The organism is Parvimonas sp. KA00067 (genome assembly GCF_001553085.1).
GTDB lineage: Bacteria > Bacillota > Clostridia > Tissierellales > Peptoniphilaceae > Parvimonas > Parvimonas parva.
The window spans coordinates 1-26,278 of record NZ_KQ960141.1 but is presented as its reverse complement, the minus strand read 5'-3'; the positions used below and the strand labels follow the sequence as shown (position 1 = coordinate 26,278).

General features: G+C 27.5%; 18 protein-coding genes and 1 pseudogene. 3 read left to right on the top strand and 16 right to left on the bottom strand.

The window, feature by feature from the left end; genetic code table 11:
- Window positions 1-11: 11 nt before the first annotated feature.
- From HMPREF3181_RS00700 to HMPREF3181_RS00670, 7 genes are all read right to left on the bottom strand, one after another.
- Window positions 12-1,682, bottom strand: coding sequence for a formate--tetrahydrofolate ligase (locus HMPREF3181_RS00700; RefSeq protein WP_068472016.1), 1,671 nt, complete (start codon window positions 1,680-1,682; stop codon window positions 12-14).
- A 411-nt stretch (window positions 1,683-2,093) separates the two neighbouring features.
- Window positions 2,094-4,775, bottom strand: a complete 2,682-nt coding sequence (locus tag HMPREF3181_RS00695; protein WP_156435973.1) for a calcium-translocating P-type ATPase, PMCA-type — start codon at window positions 4,773-4,775, stop codon at window positions 2,094-2,096.
- A 252-nt stretch (window positions 4,776-5,027) separates the two neighbouring features.
- Window positions 5,028-5,354, bottom strand: a complete 327-nt coding sequence (locus HMPREF3181_RS00690; protein WP_068472012.1) for a heavy metal-binding domain-containing protein — start codon at window positions 5,352-5,354, stop codon at window positions 5,028-5,030.
- A 397-nt stretch (window positions 5,355-5,751) separates the two neighbouring features.
- Window positions 5,752-8,175 carry an ATP-dependent Clp protease ATP-binding subunit gene (locus HMPREF3181_RS00685; protein WP_068472009.1) on the bottom strand — a complete coding sequence of 808 codons (2,424 nt, stop codon included), beginning with the start codon at window positions 8,173-8,175 and terminating at the stop codon, window positions 5,752-5,754.
- Window positions 8,176-8,185: 10 nt separating this feature from the next.
- Window positions 8,186-9,163: an ATP--guanido phosphotransferase gene (locus HMPREF3181_RS00680; RefSeq protein ID WP_068472007.1), complete on the bottom strand. Its 978-nt coding sequence runs from the start codon at window positions 9,161-9,163 to the stop codon at window positions 8,186-8,188.
- Window positions 9,156-9,650: a hypothetical protein gene (locus HMPREF3181_RS00675; RefSeq protein WP_068472005.1), complete on the bottom strand. Its 495-nt coding sequence runs from the start codon at window positions 9,648-9,650 to the stop codon at window positions 9,156-9,158. The genes HMPREF3181_RS00680 and HMPREF3181_RS00675 overlap by 8 nt, the downstream gene beginning before the upstream one ends.
- Window positions 9,643-10,107 carry a CtsR family transcriptional regulator gene (locus tag HMPREF3181_RS00670; protein WP_068472003.1) on the bottom strand — a complete coding sequence of 155 codons (465 nt, stop codon included), beginning with the start codon at window positions 10,105-10,107 and terminating at the stop codon, window positions 9,643-9,645. The genes HMPREF3181_RS00675 and HMPREF3181_RS00670 overlap by 8 nt, the downstream gene beginning before the upstream one ends.
- A gap of 325 nt (window positions 10,108-10,432) precedes the next feature.
- Here HMPREF3181_RS00670 and HMPREF3181_RS00665 point away from each other — a divergent pair, with 325 nt between their 5' ends.
- Both HMPREF3181_RS00665 and HMPREF3181_RS00660 read left to right on the top strand, forming a co-directional pair.
- Window positions 10,433-11,488: an NAD(P)-dependent alcohol dehydrogenase gene (locus HMPREF3181_RS00665; protein ID WP_068472001.1), complete on the top strand. Its 1,056-nt coding sequence runs from the start codon at window positions 10,433-10,435 to the stop codon at window positions 11,486-11,488.
- 61 nt (window positions 11,489-11,549) lie between these two features.
- Window positions 11,550-12,503 (top strand): GTP-binding protein, encoded by a 954-nt coding sequence (locus HMPREF3181_RS00660; RefSeq protein WP_068471999.1) that lies wholly within the window; start codon window positions 11,550-11,552, stop codon window positions 12,501-12,503.
- Window positions 12,504-12,965: 462 nt separating this feature from the next.
- On the opposite strand, the gene coaE is transcribed toward HMPREF3181_RS00660, so the two are convergent.
- Both coaE and polA read right to left on the bottom strand, forming a co-directional pair.
- The gene (coaE, locus tag HMPREF3181_RS00655; RefSeq protein ID WP_068471997.1) at window positions 12,966-14,687 is read right to left on the bottom strand and encodes a dephospho-CoA kinase; all 1,722 of its coding nucleotides are present in this window, start codon (window positions 14,685-14,687) and stop codon (window positions 12,966-12,968) included.
- The gene (gene polA, locus HMPREF3181_RS00650; protein ID WP_068471995.1) at window positions 14,674-17,304 is read right to left on the bottom strand and encodes a DNA polymerase I; all 2,631 of its coding nucleotides are present in this window, start codon (window positions 17,302-17,304) and stop codon (window positions 14,674-14,676) included. Before polA ends, coaE begins: the two co-directional genes overlap by 14 nt.
- A gap of 198 nt (window positions 17,305-17,502) precedes the next feature.
- On the opposite strand from polA, the gene murC reads away from it, so the two are divergent.
- The gene (murC, locus tag HMPREF3181_RS00645; protein ID WP_068471993.1) at window positions 17,503-18,903 is read left to right on the top strand and encodes a UDP-N-acetylmuramate--L-alanine ligase; all 1,401 of its coding nucleotides are present in this window, start codon (window positions 17,503-17,505) and stop codon (window positions 18,901-18,903) included.
- 46 nt (window positions 18,904-18,949) lie between these two features.
- On the opposite strand, the gene HMPREF3181_RS00640 is transcribed toward murC, so the two are convergent.
- From HMPREF3181_RS00640 to HMPREF3181_RS07785, 7 genes and pseudogenes are all read right to left on the bottom strand, one after another.
- The gene (locus HMPREF3181_RS00640; RefSeq protein WP_068471991.1) at window positions 18,950-20,419 is read right to left on the bottom strand and encodes a hypothetical protein; all 1,470 of its coding nucleotides are present in this window, start codon (window positions 20,417-20,419) and stop codon (window positions 18,950-18,952) included.
- 40 nt (window positions 20,420-20,459) lie between these two features.
- A complete protein-coding gene (gene rlmD, locus HMPREF3181_RS00635; RefSeq protein WP_068471989.1) occupies window positions 20,460-21,776 on the bottom strand; it encodes a 23S rRNA (uracil(1939)-C(5))-methyltransferase RlmD in 1,317 nt (438 codons plus the stop codon).
- Window positions 21,776-22,855, bottom strand: a complete 1,080-nt coding sequence (locus HMPREF3181_RS07425) for a ribonuclease E/G (protein WP_082713854.1) — start codon at window positions 22,853-22,855, stop codon at window positions 21,776-21,778. Before HMPREF3181_RS07425 ends, rlmD begins: the two co-directional genes overlap by 1 nt.
- Window positions 22,856-22,864: 9 nt before the next feature.
- Window positions 22,865-23,128 carry a hypothetical protein gene (locus HMPREF3181_RS00620; RefSeq protein WP_068471987.1) on the bottom strand — a complete coding sequence of 88 codons (264 nt, stop codon included), beginning with the start codon at window positions 23,126-23,128 and terminating at the stop codon, window positions 22,865-22,867.
- Window positions 23,129-23,253: 125 nt separating this feature from the next.
- The gene (groL, locus tag HMPREF3181_RS00615) at window positions 23,254-24,885 is read right to left on the bottom strand and encodes a chaperonin GroEL (RefSeq protein WP_068471985.1); all 1,632 of its coding nucleotides are present in this window, start codon (window positions 24,883-24,885) and stop codon (window positions 23,254-23,256) included.
- 11 nt (window positions 24,886-24,896) lie between these two features.
- The gene (gene groES, locus HMPREF3181_RS00610) at window positions 24,897-25,181 is read right to left on the bottom strand and encodes a co-chaperone GroES (protein ID WP_004833192.1); all 285 of its coding nucleotides are present in this window, start codon (window positions 25,179-25,181) and stop codon (window positions 24,897-24,899) included.
- A 208-nt stretch (window positions 25,182-25,389) separates the two neighbouring features.
- A pseudogene (locus HMPREF3181_RS07785) lies at window positions 25,390-26,278 on the bottom strand (hypothetical protein); the annotation flags it as partial.

The window sequence follows — 26,278 nt, the reverse complement described above, 5'->3', positions numbered from 1 at the left end:
CCTCCTATTAACTAGAATAAACCAACTATCTTTCCATCATCTGTAATATCAATATTATTTGCAGCTGGAACTTTTGGAAGTCCTGGCATAGTCATAATATCGCCACTGTAAGCAACAGCAAAACCTGCTCCTGCAGCAATCTTTATGTCTTTAATATTTACTTTAAAGCCTTCAGGTCTTCCAACTTTATTCTTGTCGTCAGAGAATGAATATTGTGTTTTAGCCATACAAATAGGAACATTTTTAAAGCCTAATTCTTCGATAGTTCTAATTTTCTTTTTAACTCCAGGAGAGAAAGTTACACCAGAACCACCATAAACTTTTTGAACAATTTTATTTAATTTTTCTTCTAATGAATCTTCAATATCGTAAATTTGATTAATCGGTTTGTCATTTTCAGCAAGTTTAACAACTTCATTTGCAAGGTCAACTGCACCTTCGCCACCTTTAGCCCAAACGTCAGAAAGAACAACATTAACACCTAATTCTTTACATTTAGTTTCGATTAACTTAATTTCAGCGTCAGTATCTAGTGGGAATTTATTAATTGCAACAACACATGGAATACCAAATAAGTTTTGCATATTTTCAACATGCTTTAACAAGTTTGGAAGTCCTTTTTCTAATGCAACAAGGTCTTCATTTCCAAGTTCAGTTTTAGCAAGTCCACCATGCATTTTTAATGCTCTTACAGTAGCAACAACTACAACAGCATTAGGATTTAAACCTGCAAATCTACATTTAATGTCTAAGAACTTTTCAGCACCCAAGTCAGCACCGAAACCTGCTTCAGTTACAACATAATCAGCATATTTTAAAGCTAATTTTGTAGCTATAATACTATTACATCCATGAGCTATATTTGCAAATGGTCCACCATGAATGAAAGCTGGAGTATGTTCTAATGTTTGAACAAGATTTGGTTTAATAGCATCTTTTAATAAAGCAGCCATTGCACCTTGTGCTTTCAAATCTTTTGCAGTTACAGGTTCGCCTTTTCTATTATAAGCAACTATAATCTTTCCAAGTTTTTCTTTTAAATCTTTTAAATCATTTGATAAGCATAAAATAGCCATTACTTCTGATGCTACTACTATTTCAAATCCGTCTTCTCTTGGAACACCATTAACTTTACCATTTAAACCGTCAACTATGAAACGAAGTTGTCTATCGTTCATATCTACAACTCTCTTTAAAGTAATAGTTCTAGCATCAATATCTAATTCATTTCCATGATTGATATGGTTATCTAACATTGCAGCAAGTAAGTTATTTGCTGCTCCAATAGCATTAAAATCTCCTGTAAAATGTAAATTTATATCTTCCATAGGAACTACTTGAGCATATCCACCACCGGCAGCTCCACCTTTAACTCCAAAAACCGGTCCTAAAGAAGGTTCTCTAAGTGCAAGAGCAGTTCTTTTTCCTATTTTATTTAATCCGTCGCCAAGACCTACAACAGTTGTAGTTTTTCCTTCTCCTGCAGGAGTTGGAGTAATGGCAGTAACTAAAATTAATTTACCATTTGGTCTATCATTATAATCTTTTAATTCGTGTATATTTAGCTTAGCTTTGTAATTTCCGTAAAGCTCTATGGCTTCTTCCGGGAATCCTAAGTAATCAGCAACTTCTCTGATAGGTTTCATTTTTGCTTCTTGAGCAATTTGCACATCTGTCTTCATAAAAAATCCTCCTTTTTTATTTACAAAAAAATTTTATTAGGGAATCGTTATTCCTATTATTAAGTATATAACTTATTTAACAATTTGTCAATGTCTTTTATTAAAAAAAGAAATTTACTTGCGTATAAACCAAACTATATACTTATGATATAAGATACCCTTATGGATAAAATATAAAACACAATTTTTAAAAAATTTTTTAATTTATTTTTTATAGCAAAATGAATGTTTTTTACATATTTGGTGAACTACTTTTTACTAACAAAGTATAATTAAAGTAAAATTTGTCTTATCTATAAATTTTTTTAATATAAAAAATCAATTAAAACGTTTCTTAATTTTGATAAGACATGAAAAAACTGACCTCCAAACATAAAGGTCAGTTTAAATTACTCATAATATTTTTTTATATTATTTTTTTCTTATAACTTTTGAAATTTCTGCAACTACAAAAGGAACAAATGCAAGTGGAATTGCAACTGCTAATTCTTTTATTCCTAATGAAACAGTATCGAAATATGGTTGTAAGAATGGTACATAAACAACTACAAGCATCATAACGAATGATAAAGCAGTTCCATATAACAATGTTTTATTTGAAAATACACCTATATGGAATAATGTAAATCTACTACTTCTAACTGAATAACTTCTTAAAAGTTCTGCAGTTATAAGTGTAAAGAATGCAACAGTTCTTGCTCCTTCAATATGATTTGGATAATGATGCATTCCATAGAAATATGCTCCAAGTGTAGCAACGGTAATTGCAATTGATTGAGAAATTATACTGTAAATCATATCTTTATCCAAAATCGGTTCATTTGGATTTCTAGGTGGAACTTCCATAATATCCTCATCACCCTTTTCAACTCCAAGTGCAAGAGCAGGGAAACTGTCTGTAACTAAATTCAACCAAAGTAATTGAATCGGTATAAATGGTACCGGAATATTCAATAGAATTGAAACTAAAACTATCAAAATTTCCCCAACATTACAAGATAATAGGAAAGAAACAAATTTCTTAATATTTGAATAAATTATACGTCCTTCGTGTACTGCTGAAACTATTGTAGCAAAATTATCGTCAGTCAAAATTACATCTGAAGTATTTTTCGCAACATCTGTTCCGGTAATTCCCATTGAAACACCTATGTCAGCTCTCTTGATAGCAGGTGCATCATTTACTCCATCACCTGTCATCGCAGCAATATGTCCATTTTTCTTTAAAGCACTAACTATTTGTACCTTATTTTCAGGACTTACACGAGCAAAAACTCTTGTAGTCTTAACTACTTCACAAATTTCTTCTTCAGTCATTTTATTTAACTCACGACCCATAATGGCCTTTGAGTTTTCATCTAAAATTCCTAAATCTTTTGCGATTGCAACAGCTGTTTCAAGATAATCTCCCGTTATCATTATTGGAATAATACCGGCTTTTTTACATTCTTTAATAGCTTCTTTAGCTTCAGGTCTTGCAGGGTCAATCATTCCCATAAGTCCAACAAAAACCATATCTCTTTCAATATTTTCAGTTGTTTGTTCTTCAGGTAATGAATCAAATTTTCTATAAGCAAAAGCTAAAACACGAAGTGCTTCTCTGGCAAATTCAATATTTTGTGAAAGAACTTTTTCTTTTAATTCAGAAGTAAATTCTTCTTCTTTTCCATTTATCAAAATATATTTGCAATTATCTATTACAATATCAGGTGCACCTTTTGTAGCAGAAACAACATTTGCTCCAAAAATATTTTCGTTAAAAGTTGTCATCATTTTTCTTGTGGAATCAAAAGGTATCTCTGCAATTCTCTTATGTGCAATATTTAATTCTTCTTTAGAAATATTTACTTTTTCAGAAAGAGTTAATAATGCTCCTTCAGTAGGGTCTCCTACTATTTTATAAAGATTTTCTTCATTAATAAGTTTCGCATCATTTACTAAAGTTGCAATCTTTGAAATTGAAATAAAATCTTCATTTTCTTTTGCATTAGTTTTTTCTCCATTTAAAAGTATATCTCCAACAGGCTCATAACCTGTCCCTTCTACATCATAAACAGAATTATTTACAAAAACTTTTTTTACAGTCATTTCATTTTGAGTAAGTGTTCCTGTTTTATCAGAACAAATTACTGTTGTAGTTCCTAGAGTTTCAACTGCTAAAAGTTTCTTTACTATTGCATTTTTCTTAACCATTCTAGTCATACCAAGTGATAATACTATTGTAACAATCGCAGGTAAACCTTCCGGAACAGCTGCAACTGCAAGAGAAATAGCAGTTAAAAGCATAAGTAAAAATGGTTGTTTATATAAAAGTCCTACAATAAAAACAACAATACAAACTCCTATTGTTATAAGCCCTAAAGACTTTGAAAGTCCTGCAAGTTTTCTTTGAAGTGGAGTATCTTCATCTTCAAAAGAATCAAGAGTTGTTGCAATTTTACCTATTTCTGTATTTTCTCCGGTAGAAATAACTATTCCAAGTCCTCTACCATAGGATACGATAGTTGATGAATAAGCCATATTTTCTCTATCGCCTATTTCCATTTCTCCATCATAAACTTTTTGGGCAAATTTTTCAACAGGTACGGATTCTCCGGTTAAAGACGCCTCATCAATTTTTAAGTTTACACTTTCGATAAGTCTTAAATCGGCAGGAATAATATCTCCCGTTTCAAGTTCAACAATATCCCCAACAACAATTTCCGGAGAAGGAATATGAAGTAACTTTCCATCTCTATAAACCTTAGCCATAGGACTTGCCATTTTTTGTAAAGCTTCAATCGCCTTTTCAGCCTTTCCTTCTTGATTAAGTGAAAGAATTGCATTTACAACTACTATCGCAATGATTATAAAAGCATCTGTTATTTCACCAACCACAGCTGACATAATACAAGCACCAATCAAAATTAAAATCATTGGGTCTTTAAATTGGTCGATTATTTTTGAAAGAAGTGATTTTTTATTTTTTTGTTTCAATTCATTTCTTCCGTTTTTTTCTAAAAGCTCACTTGCTTTTTCACTTGAAAGACCATTTTTTAAATCACTTCCAAGCTCGTTGATACATTCATCTGTACTCTTATTGTACCAAAACATAATTTTTCCTCCTTTAAGGTTTTTTTGCATAAAAAAAACCTTGTTTAATAAAATTAAACAAAGGTCTTGCTTCCTATTGAAATAGTTAGGTGCTTAGCCGGGATAAACCGTATTGACGACTAAACAAAATTAGCTACTCCCCTTTATTGACTATATTATACTAAACTTTTAAAATTATTTCAAGTATAATACATCAAATTTCAAAAATAAATTCCTATCAAAAAGGTGTTTTAAAAACAAAACACCTAAAAATTATCTTTTTTCAATTCTAACGGCAGTTCCTGAACAAGTAACCATCATCATACTGTTTGACGCTCCAAGCATTTCATAGTCCATTTTAAGACCTACAATAGCATTTGCTCCTACTTCATTTGCTCTTTGCATAATTTCTTTTAAACTTTCATCTCTTGCACCCATTAATTCTTCTTCGTAAGAAGATGAACGTCCACCAAAGAAATCTCTAAGACCTGCACTAAAGTCTTTTATAAAATTAACACCTGTAATTACCTCTCCAAAGATAACTCCCTTATACTCAACAATTTCATATCCGTCAACATTATTTGTAGTTGTAATTATCATAAATACTACCTCCTCTAAAATAATATTAGCATATTTTTTTACTTTTATCAATATTTTTATTAACAAAAAAGAAAAAAATGTTAATATTATAAGCAAAAATAAAACTAATTCTTATTAAGGAGACAATATGAAGAATAAAAGAATTTTATCTATTTTAATTTTATCAGCAATGGTTTTATCTGCTTGTGATAAAGGTAAAGTAGATAACAAAGTTTAACAAGAAGTCAGAACTAATAAACTCATCAACATAAAAATTTTAAAATTTTTCCTTTTCATATTTCACCCATATTAAACAGTTATAAACACATTATTAATTTATCTAAACATATCTTTTAATAGATAATATCATGTTTTTGCAATTTAGTCAACTAAAAAGAGAGCTTTTGCTCTCTTAAATTCATTGTGTCTTAACTTTTACTTTTTCTAATACTATATTTCCTCTTTTTACGTCTAGGAACAATTTTTCATCATCAAGAATAGTATCTTTTAAAATTTCATCTGCAATTTTATTTTCAAGTTCTGATTTTATAATTCTTTCAAGAGGTCTTGCTCCATAAGATTTATCAAATCCCATATCGGATAATTTTTTTACAAGCTTTGAACTATATCCGATATTAAGCCCTAAATTTTTAAGTCTTTTCTTTAACTTTTCAAGTAAAAGCTCTGTAATTTTCATTATATCTTTTTCATCTAATCTTGAAAAGACGATGATATCATCTACCCTGTTTAAAAATTCAGGTTTAAACATAATTTTTAATTCGGAATTTACAATTTCTTTTATTCTATCATATTCTTTTTCCTCTTCATCTTTCTTTGATGAAAAGCCCAAAGTGTTTTTCTTATCAATAGTCGATGCTCCAACATTTGAAGTCATAATGATTACAGTATTTTTGAAATTAACAGTTTTTCCTTGTGAATCTGTTAGCCTACCATCATCTAAAATTTGAAGTAACATATTAAATACATCAGGGTGAGCTTTTTCAATTTCATCAAATAGAATTACACTATACGGCTTTCTTCTAACTGCCTCTGTTAAATATCCACCCTCTCCATATCCAACATATCCTGGTGGAGAGCCTATAAGTTTAGAAACAGTATGCTTTTCCATATACTCACTCATATCTATTCTAATCATATTTTCTTCAGATTCAAATAAAAGATTAGCCAAAGATTTTGCAAGATAAGTTTTTCCAACTCCTGTTGCTCCAACAAAGATAAAACTACCTATCGGCTTACTACCTAAAGAAACCCCTGCCCTTGACCTTTTTATTGCATTGGCAACTCTATCAATCGCCGTTCCTTGTCCTATAACAATATTTTTCAAATTATCAGAAAGAGATAAATATTTTTGACTTTCCTTTGCAGTTAATCTATTAACAGGAATTTTGCTCCAATCAGAAACAATCTTTGCAATATCATCATATTTTAAAGTTAGACTTTCATTATTTTTTCTATCTTTTTTTATCTCTTTAAGCTTTTTTATTTCTTCTAAATTTTCTTCGTATTTATCCTTACATTCTTGTGCTTTTAAAAATTCTTGTTTTGCAACTAAATCTTTTATTTCAGCTTTCAATTTGATATTTTCATCTTTTAAGAAATTTATATCATCTGTATTTAGATATGATTTTATCCTTACCATAGAGCCAGCCTCATCTATCAAATCAATAGCCTTATCAGGTAAAAATCTATCCGTTAAATATCTATTTGAAAGTTCAACTGATGCTTTTATTGCCTCATCTGTAATTTTTATACCATGATGTTTTTCATACTTTTCCTTTAGTCCAAGTAAAATATTTATAGTTTCATTTACAGTCGGCTCTAAAACTTCAATCGGTTGTAATCTTCTTTCAAGAGCAGAATCCTTTTCAATATGCTTTCTATATTCATCAATAGTTGTCGCTCCAATTAATTGAATCTCTCCTCTAGCTAAAAATGGTTTTAAAATATTTGCAGCGTCAATAGAGCCTTCACTACCACCCGTTCCAACTATATTATGAAATTCATCTATGAAGATAATTACATTTTTATTTTCCATAATTTCTGTTAGAGTATCTTTTATTCTCTTTTCAAAATCTCCACGATATTTACTTCCTGCAAGCATTGCAGGTAAATCTAAACTATAAATTGTTTTATTTTCTAAAACCGTTGGCACTTTACCCTCTACAATTCTAAGAGCAAGTCCCTCTGCTATTGCTGTCTTTCCAACACCAGCCTCTCCAATCAAAACGGGATTGTTTTTTGTTCTCCTAAGTAAAATCTGTAAAATCCTATCTATTTCCTTATCTCTACCAATAACCGGGTCAATCTTTTCATTCTTCGCTCTTTCATTCAAATTTACAGTATATTTTTCTAAAGATTCGGTTGATACTCCCTCACTAACATTTGAATCTACATCAAAATTTATCTTTTCCTTTATATCTGCTGAAATACTTTCAGGACTAATACCTAATTCAATAAGCATTTTATATGCAAGACCATCTTTAAGCTCCATAAGAGAAATCAAAAGATGGCAAGGTAAAACTTGAACATTATCTGAGTTCATAGCAATACTCATTGCATTATCTACAACTTTTCTTGCATTTTTAGATAATTTACTTGCAACATTATTAAAACTTCCCATTCCTCTTTTATTTATCAAATAGCTCTTCAACGAATTATAATTTACTCCGGCTGAAACAAGACATTCTGTTTCTCTACTGTTTACTTTCATAAACGCAAGTAAAATATGCTCTGTTCCAATATAATCATCCTTCAAATAAAAAGCTTCATTCACAGCATAACGAATAAATTCATCAACACTTCTAATTATATTTTCATACATAAAATCACCTCTATATCAATTTAAGAACGCTATCTAAAAGCTCCACATTACTTTCCTTTTCAGGTAAAAAAGTTGAACTTCTAACTTTCATAAGACATTCATATAATAATTTCACATCATAACCCACAATAAGCTCTAAACTTTGTAGCAACAGACAAAGAGAAATAAATTTACTAACTATATATGGAGTTATATTTTCTCTCTTTATCAATATTTTTTTATATTTTTCAAACTTTTCTCTATAATAATCGGTTTTTATTCCTAAAAGCTTTCTACGATTATCAATTTCTAAATTTACAATCTCCGTAATATATTTGTCCATTTTTCTAATAGCAGAAAATTCCTCAGCAGTAGGATTTAAAAATTCTGCAATATAAAAATCTTCACAAAGACCTAATTCAGATAAAGAATAAAATTTAATTCCTAAATTTCTCATTTTCTTTTCTAAAAAGTCGGTCGTTTTATAATATTTCAATGACGGAATATGTAAAACACCTGTCATTTTAAGACCATTTCCGACCAAATTCACATCTTCAAAAACATATCCAAAATTTGTATTAAAAGCAAAATCCAATTTACTATCCATATCAGACTCTAATCCATAAGCAAAATGACCACATCTAAAAAAATTAACGCCCGGAAGTTTTCCGGTAAATCTAAGATGCTCTCTAATATTAATATTTACAAAAGCAAATTCATCATCTCTTGAGCCTACATAAGAATTTTCTCTAAAAATATCATTGCAATCTAAAAACAACCCCTTATTGTAATATTTTAAAACTTTTTCTTTGGTATTCACCTTTTCAAAAGAAAATCTATCACTATAATACAATTTATAAAATGATGAGCAAATTTTATTGTAGAGTTTAACTTCATCATCAAAAGACAACATATAATTGAATCTATAATCTTTTATATTTCTATAAACATCAACCTGACTGGAAAGAGAAATATATTTTTCGGAAATTTTCCCTAAAAAACTACTCATTTATCTTCCTCCTAAGTTTTAGATTTTTATTTGTAAAATCTTTTATAGTATTTTTCAAAACTTCACATCTTTCATATTCTTCCATTTCAATACTATATTCCAATTCCCTTTTTAAATCAGCAATTTTCGCTTGATTTTTAAAAAATTCTTTGGTATAGTCAGGCCTTTTACCCTTATATTTATTAGGCTCATTATATAAAAATCTTCTAAGAAAATTAGAATAAACAAGTGTCGGTTTTAATTTTCCTTTTTCTATAACTTTATGAATAGTTTCAAAACAGCAAGGACAAACAGTAGTTTTTACAAAAACCATATCTTTTATGAAAGTTTTACATTTTTTACATTTGACATTTGAATTAGAAATTTGCCCTTTAAAATCGGAAAACAACTCACTCCTTTTATCTTCTTGTAGAGATTCAAAAAAACTATCATATTTACTATCCGTTATTTCTCTTTCATAATGTATTGATGCAATTTTTCTACTCATTTTCCCTCCTAAAAGAATATAAAATATTAAGCAAAACATTCGACCTTAAACTATCTCTTCCCTTACTATCTATACAAAGAGAATTATCACTTATAGCGTGTAAAATAATAAATCTTTCTCTTTTTGTGATATATCCAAGTTCAAATATTCTATTTACAATTCTTCGACCTTCATTAAAAGTTATAGAATTTTCCTCTAAATATTCCATAATAGAATTAAAAAAACTGTCTTCATTTGAAAGAGTAGCAATCTTTATGTAACCACTCCCACCACGATGACTTTCTATATAGTATCCATTAGTTGAAGAAAATCTTGTTGTCAAAACATAATTTATTTGAGATGGAGCACAAGAAAACTTACTTGCTAAATCATTTCTTCCAATCTCTATAATTCCATTTTCTGAATTTTCCAACATTTCTTTTAAAAATTTTTCAATAATATCGCTAACACCAGCCATACAATCACCTCTTGACCTACTTTGACCTTTTCTATATTATACCCAACGAATAAAAACTTTTTACATTTTGAAAAATATTTTTAAAATTTTTACTAATCTTTATAGATTAAAAAAGATTTATAATTTACTCAAAAAAATTTTTTATATAATATACTGTAATATTATTTTATCTATTAAATTATTTTGATTTTTTTTATTTAAAGTTAACTTTTTGTCAAAAAAATCTATGAAAATACTAAAATTTGTGTTGACAATGTTCAAATGTAGGTTTATAATATTTTTACAATATTTATTATTGTAAAAATATTAAAGGAGGATTTTTGTTATGAAAGGTTTTGCAATGAAAAAAATCGGGGAAATCGGTTGGATTGAAAAAGAAGAACCATTTTGTGGTCCTATGGATGCTTTAGTTAAACCATTAGCCCTATCACCTTGCACTTCAGATGTACATACTGTTTGGGAAGGTGCTATTGGTGATAGAAAAGATATGATTTTAGGTCATGAAGGTTGTGGTGTTGTTGTTAAAGTTGGTGAATTAGTAAAAGATTTTAAAATTGGAGACAGAGTTATGGTCGCAGCTATAACTCCCGATTGGAACTCTTTAGAAGCACAAGGTGGTTTTAGTATGCATTCTGGAGGGATGCTTGCTGGTTGGAAATTTTCAAACTTTAAAGATGGTGTTTTTGGAGAAGTTTTCCATGTGAATGACGCGGATGGAAATCTTGCACATTTACCTGACGAAATTTCTCCAGAAGAAGCATGTATGCTTTCTGATATGGTTCCTACAGGTTTCCACGGAGTTGAACTTGCTGATGTTCAATTTGGAGATACTGTATTAGTTGTTGGAATTGGACCTGTTGGTCTTATGGCAGTTGCTGGTGCTAATTTAAGAGGAGCATCTAGAATAATTTGTGTTGGTACAAGGGAAATATGTAAACAAGTTGCTAAGGGATATGGTGCAACTGATTTCATAGGATATAAAGAAGGTTCTATAGATGAACAAGTTTTAAAACTAACAAATGGTGTTGGTGTCGATAAAGCTATAATAGCAGGTGGTGGAGTTGAAACTTTTGAACCTGTAATAAAGTGTTTAAAACCAGGTGGAAAAATTGGTAATGTAAATTATTTAGGTTCAGGTACTTATATCAATATCCCACGTATTGAATGGGGTGTTGGTATGGGTCATAAACAAATTTTAGGTGGACTTATGCCTGGCGGTCGTTTACGTTTAGAAAAACTTGCATCACTTATTGCATGTGGAAAATTAGATGTTAAACCTTTATTAACTCACAAATTTAAAGGATTTGAACATGTTGAAGATGCTTTATTGTTAATGAAAGATAAACCTGCTGATTTAATTAAACCAGTGGTTGTTCTTTAGTAAAAAATTAAATTATAACTATGGGGGAGTTAAACTCCCCCATATTAATTATTGGAGTAATATGAAAATACTAATTATATCTGGATTTTTAGGTTCAGGAAAAACTACTTTTATAAAAGAAATGGTTAAAAAAACAAAAAAACAATTCGTAATTGTTGAAAATGAATTTGGAAAACTTGGTTTAGATGGAAATCTAATAAAAGAAAATTTTAATAATGAAGAAATAAAGATTTGGGAATTAACAGAAGGTTGTATATGTTGTTCATTAAATTTAGATTTTACACATTCTATATTAACAATAGCAAATACCATAAATCCTGAATATTTGATAGTAGAACCAAGTGGAGTTGCTATGCTAAGCAATATAATAGAACAACTATCGAAAATATGCTATGAAAATATAGTACTACTATCCCCCATAGTAATTATAGATGCAAATAACTTTAAAAATAATTTAGAAAATTACTCTGAGTATTTCTTAGATCAGCTAAATAATTCTTCAAAAGTAATTTTAAGCAAATCAGAAAATTTGTCAGAAGTAGAATTTTCTAATATTAAAAACGAACTAGAGATAAATCGAAAATTAGTAAATTTCAATCTAACACATTATTCAAATTGGACAAAACAAGATTGGGAGAACTTATTTAATAATGAATATTCTATAAAAAAAGATCACAAAGGCGAATTAAAAGTAGTGTTTAATAAAATAGAAATAGACGAAGAACAAATACTTGAAAATATTTCTTTACTAAATATAAAAATAAAAAATATTCCTGAATTAATTTTTAAATTAAATGTATTAATGTCTAAACAATTAGGAAATATTGTGAGAGCAAAAGGATATTTTAACATAAAAGATTTTTGGTTTAAATTTGATTTAGTAAATGATAATTACGAGATATGTGGATGCAATCCAATGGAAGATTCAAGAGTTGTAATAATAGGAAAAAAATTAAATAAAAAATACATACATCAAATTTTTAACAAAAATAATTTTAAAAAACTAAATTCTTAATAAAATATATGTGTACTGCATCCATTTCTTATATCAAAAATTTTGGATGCAGTTTTCTACACAATTTATCTAAAATATTATCCAACAGCAGTCATTACCTTCCCTATCTAATAAATTCCATAAACTAATGCTCCAACAAACAATAGTCTAAACAAAGAAAGTAAAGAAAGAGAAAAATATTTCTTTTTTCTTTTGTGTCTCTATTAAAACTTAAAATAAGAGTAGAAAACTTATTATAAATATAATTAATCCAAATCTAAAAACAATTTCTAGCATAAAAAAACAATGTTATAGCTTCCCATTACAATATTTTTATAAAATTATGCTGATTATACAATATATATTTTTTATATCCAATTATAGAACATTCCATTATAGAAAGCATATAACTTAGTTTTCTAATATCACAAAAAAACAACGGGATTTTATCACCCGTTGATCTTTGAATTCATACTATTTTATTTAAAAACTTCTAAAAATATATCTAAATGTATTTTTTACATTTTCCATAAATTTTGAAAATCCTTTTGTTTTCTTCTTTGGAAATTCCTTTCCATATAAAATTTCATAAGCTTTTAAAGCCTTATTAACTTTATAAACATAATGTTTTGTTTCTGATGAAGGGATATTGTAAAGAGTAACTCCATCGTTTGAATACTTAGCATCTTTTAACCAAGTATTAACACTTCCAATTCCTCCATTATAGGCTGCATAAACAGTATCCATATTACTAAAGTTTTGAGTCAAATATTTTATATAATATGTTCCAATTTTTATATTAGTTTCAGGGTCATTTAAATCTAATGAATTCACATCTACTTGCATCAATTTTGCAATATGTTTTGCAGTATCAGGTAAAATTTGCATCAATCCTTTTGCATTAACCTTACTTGTTGCATCGCTTTTAAAATTACTTTCAACTCTCATTATAGCTAATACAACTTTAGGGTCAACTCCATATTCATCAGAATATTTTTGTATCTCTTCAATATAATTTATCGGATAATTATTTCCTCCATAATATATTGCTCCAAAAAATAAAGCATTAACCAATACTAATAGTGCAACTATCAACATTAATATTTTTTTCCATAATTTCATCTTTTTCTTTTTTCTACCTTTTTGTTCATTTTTTTTAACTTCTAATTCTTGTTCTTCTGTTTCTTCTTCGAAAAAAACTGTATTATCATTTACTAAATTCTTATTAATTACACCTGTATCTCCAATATTTTCACGTAAAGAACTTAAATCTGTTAATTTAGTTTTTTCCATACCAAGAGAATCTTGCTTTTCTAAAATTTTTAAATCAACATTTTCTTTTGGTGTATTTTCTTCTACATTTTCAGAAAATACAGATTGCATAAATTCTTTTAAATCTGCATCTTTTTGCTTAGATTTATCTGTTTCTTCAACTTTTGAAACTTCATCATCTAATTCTTCAGATTTAACCAAATTATCTTTTTCAAAATTTTCAGGTTCTTCTAAAACTTCTTTTGCTTCATCTAATTCTTCAACTTCTTTTTCTTGTTTATTTTGTCTTAGCTTTGCAAAAAATCCGATTTTTTTCTTTTCTTTTATGCAACTATTTTCAAAAAATAAATCAACTTTTTTCTTTAAATCTTCAAAATCTCCATTATTTTCAACTGATAAAATATCATAATCGTCGCTTTCAAACTCTGATTGAATTGACATAATTCTACTTGCAAGTTCTTCTGTCATTCCTTTTCTTTGCATAATTCTAGCGAATCTAACTTCATCACTTGCAGTAATATTCCAAACTTCATCAATATTAATTAATTTTTTTAATCTATCTATTGATTCATTCAATAATGGAATTTGTAGAAATACAACTTCAGCATCAGAATTTTTAGCAAGATTAACCATATTTTTTAAAATAACAGGGTGAGTTAGAGCATTAAGTCTTTCTCTATTTTCATCGTTGAAAAATACAGTTCTTCTTAATTTTGCCTTTGAGATATTTCCTTTTTCATTTAAAATACTATCTCCAAACTCATTTACTAAAACTTTATAAAGAACGGCTCCTCTTTTATATAATTCTTTAACTTGGTCATCGGCATCTAAAACTAAATAATCTTCACATCTTTCTTCGATAAGTTTAGATAAACTACTCTTACCACTTGCGATTTGTCCAGTGATAACAATATATTTTTTATTTTGACTCATACCAATTACTCCCTTCACAAACATCTACTTTCAATGGTAAATCCAACTTATATACATTTTCCATTGAATCTTTTAAAATTTCCTTAACTCTTTCTCTTTCATTCTCATCACATTCGATTATAAGCTCATCGTGAACTTGTAAAATCAATTTAGCATTAAGTTTTTCTTCCTTTAATCTTTCATAAACTTTAATCATAGCAAGTTTTATAATATCAGCTGCACTTCCTTGAATAGGTGTATTTAATGCAATTCTCTCTCCAAAACTTCTAATATTAAAATTCTTTGAATTTATTTCAGGAATATATCTCTTTCTATCTAAAATAGTAGTTACAAAACCGTCTTTTTTGGCTTTCTCAACAATTTTTTCCATATAATCTTTTATATCTAAATAAGTATTTAAATAACCGTCAATATATTGTTTTGCCTCTTTCCTTGTGATATTCAAATCCTTTGAAAGACCATAATCACTTATTCCATAAACAATTCCAAAATTTACAGCCTTTGCATTACGTCTTTGATTAGCAGTTACCTCATCAATAGGAACTCCAAAAACTTCACTTGCAGTTTTGCTATGAATATCCAAATCATTTTTGAAAGAATCAATCATAACTGAATCTTTAGACAGATGAGCTAAAACTCTAAGCTCTATTTGTGAATAGTCTGCATCGATAAAAACTTTATTTTTATCTGCAACAAATACTTTTCTGATATTTCTTCCCTCTTCACTTCTTATCGGAATATTTTGTAAATTAGGGTCAACAGAACTAAGCCTACCCGTTGCAGTAATCATCTGTTTAAATGAAGTTCTAACCCTACCGTCATTCATAATATATTCCAAAATTCCATCTAAATAAGTTGAAATTAATTTATTCAAAGACCTATACTTTAAAATATAGTCTGCTATTTCATGTTTTTCAGATAATTTTTCTAAAACTTCAACATCAGTTGAATACCCTGTTTTAGTTTTCTTAATAACGGGAAGTTCCATTTTTTCAAATAAAATCGCTCCAAGTTGTTTTGGAGAGTTTAAGTTAAAAGTTTCTCCTGCAAACTCATAAACTTTTTGCTCATACCCATAAGCGAGTTTAGAATACTCTTCCTTTAACTCAACAATTTTATCTCTATCAACTAAAACTCCAACATTTTCCATATCTGCAAGAACTTTAACCAAAGGCTTTTCAACTTCTTCATACAATGAAATTAAATTATTTTCTTTCGCCTTTTCATTAAATAAATTATACAATTTGAAAATAGCAATTACATTTTGTGAAATGTATTTAAAAATAATCTCTTCGTCCAATTCGAAAAAAGTCTTTTTATTTTTACCTTTTCCAAATTTTTCTTTTATATCTAAAATTTCAAAGTCCAAAAACTCTTTACTAACTCTTGAAATCTCATAACTTCCCTTATTTGAATCAATTAGATATTCTAAAATCATAACATCTTCATAATTTTTAAAATCTAAATTATTTTTTAAAGCAAAAAATAATTCTTCCTTTATATCATAACCAATTTTTACTACATCTAAATTACAAAACTTTTCAAAATCTTTTAAAGTAAATTCTCTACAGATATAAACTTTTTTGTTTACATCTGAATAAATTCCAATATAAAATTCATCTCTATAAATATAATTTTTATCGGAGAAAAATTTAATGGATACAGCCTTATCATCTTTTATTTTTTCAAAAATTTCTGAAAAATTAATTACTTCAAAATCAATATTTTGATTTGTTTTTTCTACATTTTCTTTTTTACTATCTTTAAAATATTTATTTATAATACTTTTAAATTCCAATTTTTCAAGTTTTTCGATATATTCAGAAGTATTTACTTCCTTAATTACAAAATCATCAATATTCTTTTCAAGTGGAACATTTAAGAAAATTTCTCCAAGATAACGACTCAAATACGCCTTATCTTTTTCATTTTCAAGATTTTCTTTTAACTTCCCTTTAAGATTTCCTAAATTTTCGTATAAATTATCAAGCGTTCCATACTCTTGAATAAGTTTTAAAGCAGTTTTTTCTCCAACACCCTTAACACCTGGAATGTTATCGGAGCTATCGCCTTGAAGTGCCTTAACATCGATTAATTGTTTAGGAGAAAGACCATAATCTTCTAAAATGGAATCCATATTCATAAGTTTAATTTCACTTATTCCCTTTTTAGTTAAATGAACAAAAATATTTTCATCAACTAATTGCAAGTAATCTCTATCTCCTGTAAAAATATCTACTTCAAAGCCCTCTTTTTGAGCAAGTTTTGCAACAGTTCCCAAAATATCATCAGCCTCATACTCATCAAGCTCTAAATAATTTACATTCATAGAAGAAAGTAAATCCTTTAAAATTCCAAATTGGTATGTTATTTCATTAGGAGCCTTATCACGAGTTCCTTTATAATCAGAAAACTCATTATGTCTAAAAGTTTTTGAGCCCTTATCAAAGGCAACAAAAATATGAGTTGGTTTTATTAACTCCAACGCTTTGTAATACATATTTAAAAATCCATAAACTCCGTTTACGAAAACACCGTCTTTAGTTGTTAAATTTTTTATTGCATAAAAAGCCCTAAAAATAAGACTTGAACCGTCAATCAAAAGTATTTTTTTCATTTTTTTCTCCAAAATATAAAGTTACACTTATTATATCATAAAGTTGAATTTTTTGAAAATTTAATAAATTTTTTATTGCTTTTTGTACATAATTATTTGATAATTAAACGAAAACTATTTGATTATCATATTGAAACTATGATATAATTAGTATGACTTAATAACTTAGTCATACAATTAATACAATGGAGATTTATTATGTTTAAATTTGATTTTAATGATAAAAAATATAAAAATATACATTTCATCGGAATTGGTGGAATAAGTATGAGTGGAATTGCAAAATTACTTTTGAAAAAAGGATATAATATTTCAGGAAGTGATAGGAATACTTCTAAAGAAATTCAAATTTTAGAAAAAAATGGAGCTAAAATTTTTATTGGACAAAAGAAAGAAAATATTCAAAATCCGGATTTAATTGTATATACAGATGCAATTTTACCGGATAATGAAGAATTGATAAAAGCAAAATCTATTGGTGTTCCTTGTGTTACAAGAGGACAATTTTTAGGTGCTTTGATGAGAAATTATCTTCATTCAATAGCAATTTCAGGCTCTCACGGAAAGAGTTCAACTACAAGTATGATTTCAAAAATTTTAATTAATTCCCCTTTTAAGCCGTCAATTTTAATCGGTGGAAATTTAGATGAAATAGACGGAAATGTACTATGTGGAAGCGAAGACTATCTGGTAACTGAGGCTTGTGAATTCAAAGCAAATATATTGCATTATTATCCAAGTATGGCAATTATTTTAAATATTGACGAAGACCATTTAGATTTTTACAAAAATTTAGACCATATTGTTGATACTTTTATCGGTTATATGAAAAATCTTGATGAAGATTCAAAAGCTATAATAAATATTGACGACCCGAACTGTCTTCCACTATTAGAACATATAAAAGGAGAAACTATTACCTTTGGCGTAAATAACGAAAAAGCAAATTACAACATTACAAATATAAGTTTTGACAAAGTTGGTCATCCTTGTTTTGACATTGAAAATGAAAAATTTGGAAAACATCATTTCTGTTTAAATATAATTGGTAGGCATAATATTTATAATGCAGCTGCTGCAATCATTGCAACTTACGAAACAGGAATTGATGTAGAAACTATAAAAGAGGCTATTTCAAAGTATAGAAATCTTCATAGAAGAATGGAAGTTTATGGAGTAATTGGAAATGATAAAAAAGCTACTATATTAACAGACTACGGTCATCACCCAAGAGAAATAAAAAGTTGTTTAAGTTCAATCGCCGAACATAAAGAAGGCAGACTTGTTTGTATATTCCAACCACATACTTACTCAAGAACAAAAACATTATTAAATGACTTTGCAAAATGTTTTGATGATTGTGATGAAGTAATAGTTACAGAAATATATGCAGCAAGAGAAAAGTTTGACCCAACAATCCATTCAATAGATTTAGTTGAAAAATTAAATAAAAATGGTGTAAATGCAATTTACTTAAAAACTTTTGAAGAGGCAAGAGATTATATATTTGAAACATTCAAAAATAAAGATACAATAATTACAACAGGCTGTGGAAACCCACACGAACTTGCAAAGATGATTGTTGAAGACTATAAATAAAAATTGATAAAAACTAAAGACCTGATAAAACAGGTCTTTTATATTTTTATTCATAATCTTCATATAGATAATAATCAGATTTAACACATTTACGAATTATTCTTTTAGTTTTTTCAATAGGAAACGGTGAATTTTTTTCGTTAAAATATTCAATTTTAACAACTTTTACTATTTTTATTTTATGTTCCTTACCAACGGAAACCAAAACATCATCACCTATATTTATGTTATTATCCTCAGAAATATAGTAATATTTCTTACCACAATCTGAAAATACAACACTACAAAACATAAAATCGTCCTTAGAAAAAAGTTCCTTATCAAAAACTTTTTCGTCAAATAATTCTTTATAATCAAAAAATTTAATTAAATGTTCTATATTATAAATAAGATTTCTCCAGCACTTTGGCAAATTATTTTTATAATAAAAGCCGTTAATAACCTTTTGACCTTTCTTTTTAAAATCAATTATTATACTATATTTTCTTTCTTCATTACTTGGAAAAATAATTTCATTTAAATTTTGTTTATTGTTTTCAAATAAATTTTTTGAATTTATTTCATCTAATAATTTTTTTATTTCATACTTAATTTGATACTTTTTAGAAACAACTATATCCTCACTAATATTTTGAATATGCTCAATAGTTCCTAAATCTGCATCAATACTAAAATTCTCACTATAATTTATTTCATCATCAGAAATTTTAGTAATCCTATCATATTTTATTTCAAATTTTTTGATTTCGTCATATTTGTTGTTGTCAAACAATAACAAATCATCAATATCTAAAGTATTCCTGATAAATTCGGACAAGCTAAGCGAATCAAAAAATAAATCATTACCTAAAAAATCTTTAAATTTATATTTTTCATAGGATATGTCCTCTAAGCTTAAAGTCCAAAAATTCTCATCTATATCATCTTTTGGGAATTTTCTTTTATTAATTGAACAAATTAAATTTTCAAAAATTTTTTCTACCATTTCAGAATCTATATTAAAACTTTTTTCTTCTATTTTTCTTGATATACCTGCAAAATTTTCATATATATAAAATTTAACTTCTCCCAAATTATTCAAGGTAACAACTTCTTCTACAATTTTAGAAACACCTAATTTTTTCAAATGTTTTTTAGATGAAATGTTTACATTTTTTAACTTCTTATCTATAATTTTTACACAAAAAATTTCAACAAATCTAGTAAAAGCAATGTTTAACCACAAAGAAAATTCATAAGCATCAGAATTTTTATCAAAAGTTTTAAGTTTATGGTAAATAATTGAGCCTAAAATATCAACATCACTAATATAGTCAACAATATCTTCAAAATCTAAATAATCACAAAAAGCCTCTTCATAACTATACTCAAAACCTATCCCTAAGTCTTCTTTAAAACCTAACTTTTCACAATCATTAATAAGTTTAAAATAAATATCCTGAAATTTATAATTTGTAAAATCTCTAAAAACAGACTCCCACTTAACTGCAAAATCATAAATTTGTTTGTTTTCCATAAAATCACCAACTTACACCTTTATCAAATCACTTAAATAATTATTTTAATCTCCCAATCTCTACAACAACCTCGCAATGTGCTGTTCTACTGAACATATCGCATAGTTTTACTTTTTGCAATTCAAAGCCACCGTCAATGAAAAGTTTTAAATCTCTTGTTAATGTAGCTCCGTTACAGCTTATATAGACTAATTTTTTTATATTGCTTTTCAATATTGTATCTACAACTTTTTTATCCAATCCCTTTCGTGGAGGGTCCACTGAAACTATGTCTATATTTTTTGTTTTTAGTATTTCTTCGATTTTTTCTTCACTTTTCCCATAGATGAATTCTACATTTTTAACTTCGTTCAGTTTTAAATTTTCTTTTGCATCTTTTACTGCATCTTTTACGACTTCAACGCCGATTACTTTTTTGAAATTTTCTGCAAAGTATATACTTGTCGTTCCTATTCCTGAGTAAAGGTCAAGCAAAGTTTCTTCCTTATTTTCTCCTAAAAATTCTTTTGCTATTTTATATAAATTTTCAGTTTGAAATTTATTTACTTGAAAAAAGCTCTTTGGAGAAATATTAAATTCATATTTTCCGATTTTATCTATAAAAAGTTTTTTTGAAAATACACAAATACATTCATTACCCATAATTATACTTGCTTTTTTAGGATTTATATTTACATATCCACTAACTAAATTTTCGTAAATCTTTAAACTTTTAACAAAATTTTCAACTTCTTTTGTATTTTTCTTTACAACAAAGGTAATCATAATTTCAGAATTAAAATTTGCTCTTATACTGATATTCTTCAAAATTCCCATATCTGTATTAACATCATAAGACTTTATTTTAAATTCTCTTAACTTTTCTTGTAAAAATGGTAAAAATTCATTGATGGCTAAATCACTAATCGGACAGCTTTCAAGCTTTAATTTATTTTCTCCATTATCTACACAATAGCAAAGTTCAAAATTTTCATTTGTCTTTAATTCTATCTTATTTCTATAATTAAGATTTTTTTCATTTCCTAAAATTTCAACATTTCCCAATTCAATTTTAGTATTTTTTCTAAGATTGTTTAAAAACATTTTTTTCTTTAATTCAAGTTCTTTTTCATATTTCAAATTTATAAAAGGATATATATCCGTTAAGTTTTCATCATATTTATTTTCTCTAAATTCACTAAACTTTACATAATTTTTTACATATCCATTAGAAAAATTTTTCTTTTTTTGTGTTATTTCAACATCAACAATATCACCAACAAGTCCACCTTTTACAAAAATTATTCCCTCATCGCTTTTTGCAACTCCAAGTCCTTCATTAGTGTTGTCTATTATTTCTAAATTTTTTATTTCCATTATTTTCCTCTCTGTCTTGTTATCTCATATAGTCCAAGTTTTGTAAATCCGTGAAAATTCCAAATTTTATTATCTAAAACTTGTATTTTACTAATTTTTTCTTCTAAAACTTCTTTTTCTTTTGCTTTCATATTTATAAAATCAACGATTATTATCCCTGAAATATCTCTAAAAGAAATTTGCCTTAAAATTTCATCAATAGCAATTAAATTTACACTAAGTGCATTTTTACTTTTATCACTTTCACTTGTCTTTCCTTTTGAATTTACGTCTATAACAGTAAGTGCCTCTGTTTTTTCTATTACTATATTTATATTTTCAACTTCAACAACTTTTTTGTTTAAATTTTCAAGATAAATCCCAATGTTATAGTCATATTTTGGAGAATATTCTTCATCAAAAATCAATTCATTTTTTAAAAATTCATCATTTTTAAATTTTTTATACAACTCTTTTTCATTTAAGATACAACTATATTTTTCATTTTCAATTAAAAAGTCTTCCAAAAAATTTTCTTTTTTATATATCAATTTTGGAACCGGTAAATTATTTATACTGTCCACAATTTCTTGCATTTTTTTCAAATTTTCACTTATATCATTTAACAAAAATTCTTCATCACAAGATACAGACTTCGTCCTCAATTTTATTGAAAAATTTGATTTTAAAGCCTTTATTTTATCAATATCAAATTTAAAATCTTTTAATTTTTTTGAAATCAAAATTTCTTCACTATTCTTAAATGAAACAACTGAAAAAAGAGAAGAAATTGAAAAATTCATTGAAACATTAGGTGCCTTATCTCCTGCGTTTATCTTATATATTTCAACAAAAATCACATCTCCAACTTTGATTTCTCCAATGGTATCTTTAAAATCCAAAAATCCGTTTTTCCCATTTTTAAGCTCAACAAAAAAACAATGTAGTGCTACAACTTTTTTTACAACTCTTACTCTATAAATATCTCCTATTTCAAAATCACTAATTTTTTTTACAAAATAGGAATTCAACTTGCTATCTACAACTTTTCCATATTCAATTTTTTCTTCATCTTTATGTATAAATAAATAATCTTTCAAAATTTTCTCCTATTCAATGTATTCAAATTTAATCTTTTTTTCAAAATATTTTTTCATAGGTGTAGAAAAACAAACACAAAAAATATAATTAAGTTGTGCAAGATTGTAATTATACTCTAAAATATTTTTTTTATTTTCTTTTAAATCTTTATTTTCACCTAAAACTTTTAAATTTTTTAAAATTTTATTAAATTCATATAAATAAAAACCTTGATGTATCCCCAAAATAGTAATACAAATTAAAAATATAATATTAAAAAATAAAATAATCATAAAATCTCCATAAAAAAAAGAACTTAGACATCATCTAAGTTCTATTTTACCATAAATTTAAATATATTCAAAATTAAATTTTAATTTTAAAAGATACTTCAACTGAATCTTATGTGTAGATTAGCCTACATATATCCCATTCCGGGATTCATTCCACCAGGCATTTGTCCCATTGGTTCTTCTTTAGTAACATCAGCAACAGCAGCCTCTGTTGTTAATACCATTGATGCAACACTTGATGCATTTTGTAATGCTGACCTTGTAACTTTTGTAGGGTCAACAATTCCGCTTTCAAGCATATTTACATATTTTTCATTTAAAGCATCAAAACCAATTCCAACTTCTGCATTTTTAACATTTTCAACGATTACAGAGCCTTCTAAACCTGCATTAATAGCAATTTGTCTAACAGGTTCTTCAAGTGCTTTAACAATTATGCTAACACCTGTTTTTTCATCTCCATTTGTTTTTTCAAGAAGTGCTTTAACTCTTGGAATTACATTTAACAATACAGTTCCACCACCTGGAACGATACCCTCTTCAACTGCTGCTCTTGTAGCTGCTAAAGCATCTTCAATTCTTAATTTTCTTTCTTTTAATTCTGTTTCTGTTGCTGCTCCAACTTGGATTACAGCAACTCCACCTGCAAGTTTAGCAAGTCTTTCTTGTAATTTATCTCTATCATATTCAGAATCGCTTATTTCAATTTGATTTCTAATTAATGCAACTCTTTCTTCAATAGCTTTTTGTTCTCCAGCACCATTTACGATAACAGTAAGTTCTTTTCCAACAGTTACTCTTCTTGCTCTACCTAACATTTCAATAGAAGTTTCTTTTAATTCATATCCTAAATCTTCTGAAATAACTGTACCACCTGTTAAGATAGCAATATCTTGTAACATATCTTTTCTTCTATCTCCAAAAGCAGGTGCTTTTACTGCTACACAGTTAAATGTTCCTCTTAATTTATTAACAACAAGAGTTGCCATTGCTTCCCCTTCAACATCATCAGCGATAATTAAAAGTGGTTTTCCTTGTTGAACGATTTGTTCTAAAACAGGTAAAACTTCTTGAATATTACTAATCTTTTTATCAGTAATTAAAATGTATGGGTCTTCAAGTTCAGCTTCCATTTTTTCAGTATTTGTTACCATATAAGGAGAAACATATCCTCTATCGAATTGCATACCTTCAACAACTTCTAAAGTTGTTCCCATACTTCTTGATTCTTCAACAGTTATAACACCGTCTTTACCAACTTTTTCCATTGCATCTGAAATTAGTTTTCCAACCTCTTCATCAGCAGCAGAAATTGATGCTACTTGAGCAATACTTTCTTTTGTTTCAACAGGTTTTGAAAATTCCTTAATTCCTTCAACTGCCTTTTCAACTGCCTTTTTAATTCCCTTTTGAATAATCATAGGATTTGCTCCAGCAGCAACATTCTTTAATCCTTCTCTAATAATTGCTTGAGCTAAAAGTGTTGCAGTAGTTGTACCGTCCCCTGCAACATCATTTGTCTTAGTAGCAACTTCTTTAACAAGTTGAGCACCCATATTTTCATAAGGGTCTTCCAATTCAATTTCTCTTGCAATAGTAACACCATCATTTGTTATAAGAGGTGCACCGAATTTTTTATCTAAAACCACATTTCTACCCTTAGGTCCAAGAGTAACTTTTACTGCATTTGAAAGTTTATTAATACCAGCTTCCATTCCTTTTCTTGCATCTTCATTAAATTTAATTTCTTTAGCCATTTAAAAACCTCCTAATCTTCAACAACTGCTAAAACATCAGCAATTTTTACAACAATATATTCTTTTTTATCAAGTTTAACTTCAGTTCCTGCATATTTAGAGAAAATTATTTTATCTCCAACCTTGATTAAATCTTTTTTATCTTCATCTTTTAAAATTTCATCACCAATTGCCAAAACTTTTGCAACACTTGGCGCTTCCTTTGCAGAAGTAGGAAGAACAATACCTGAGCTTGTCTTTTCTTCTACCTCAACCATTTCTATAACTAATTTATCTCCTATTGGTTTTAATTTCATAATATCCCTCCTATTAAAGTTATTAGCAGTCTATTAACTTGAGTGCTAATTGATTACAAATATATTATACCACATAAAAAACATTTTACAAACATATTTACAAAAAAAGTTTTTAATTAAAAAATTTTATTTAAATAAAACTTATTTATTTACAAAAAAATCACTCAATTAGATTTTACTCTATTTGAGTGATTTTAAATTTAGAAGATTACTTCTTTTTGTTGTCTTTTTCTTTCTTATTTTCGTCTAATTTTGTTGACTTATTAGTATTTAATTTTTCTTTTTTCTTTTCATCAACTTTTTTATCTTCAGACTTAGAAATGGTGTTTTTATTATTATCTTCCTTTTCTACATCAGAATTTTTATTATCTTTATCTACTTTTTTTGGTGCTTTCGGTAGTTCCTTTTTATATCTTATTTCTCCATTTACTTTTTCAAAATCCGCTAAACTAAATGTTAAAGTCTCATTATTTATATAAACATAAGCAATATTTCCAATAACCTGTACATCCAATTTATCTTTTAGATTATAAACTTTCATAAGATATTTTTCTACTTCTTCTCTATCAACAGTTATTTTAGACTCAATTTTTGCATTTGGATTTTCAATTATATATTTTAGAGCAGATACAATTTCTTTTGCAGTACAATCACCATATTGACCAGCTTTTGCATTTTGAATAATTTGTTTTATAGTTATCGCATGGTAGTGATTTCCATGTAACCAATAAAATATTCCTTTTGTAACTCCGTTAGATCCATAAACTGGTAATGTTGTATTTAAATCTCCATAATGTCTCATTGCTCTTAGATTATTGTCAAGATATGGAATTACTTTGTCTTTTATTTCCGCTTTTACACTTTCATAAGTAAATAATTCATTTTCATCTACACCAATATCAGAGTGGTCACTTCCTTCTTTGATATATTCTGCATTAGGATAATGACTTCTTGGATTTTCGTGAACAACTGCAACCTCTTTATCTCCAACATATAAATGCCAATGATCTCCATGATCTACGATTCTTGTTACACCTTTTGGCCATTCAAATGGTTTTTCATTTCCATCTCCGTGATTACCTTGATATTCTCCAAAT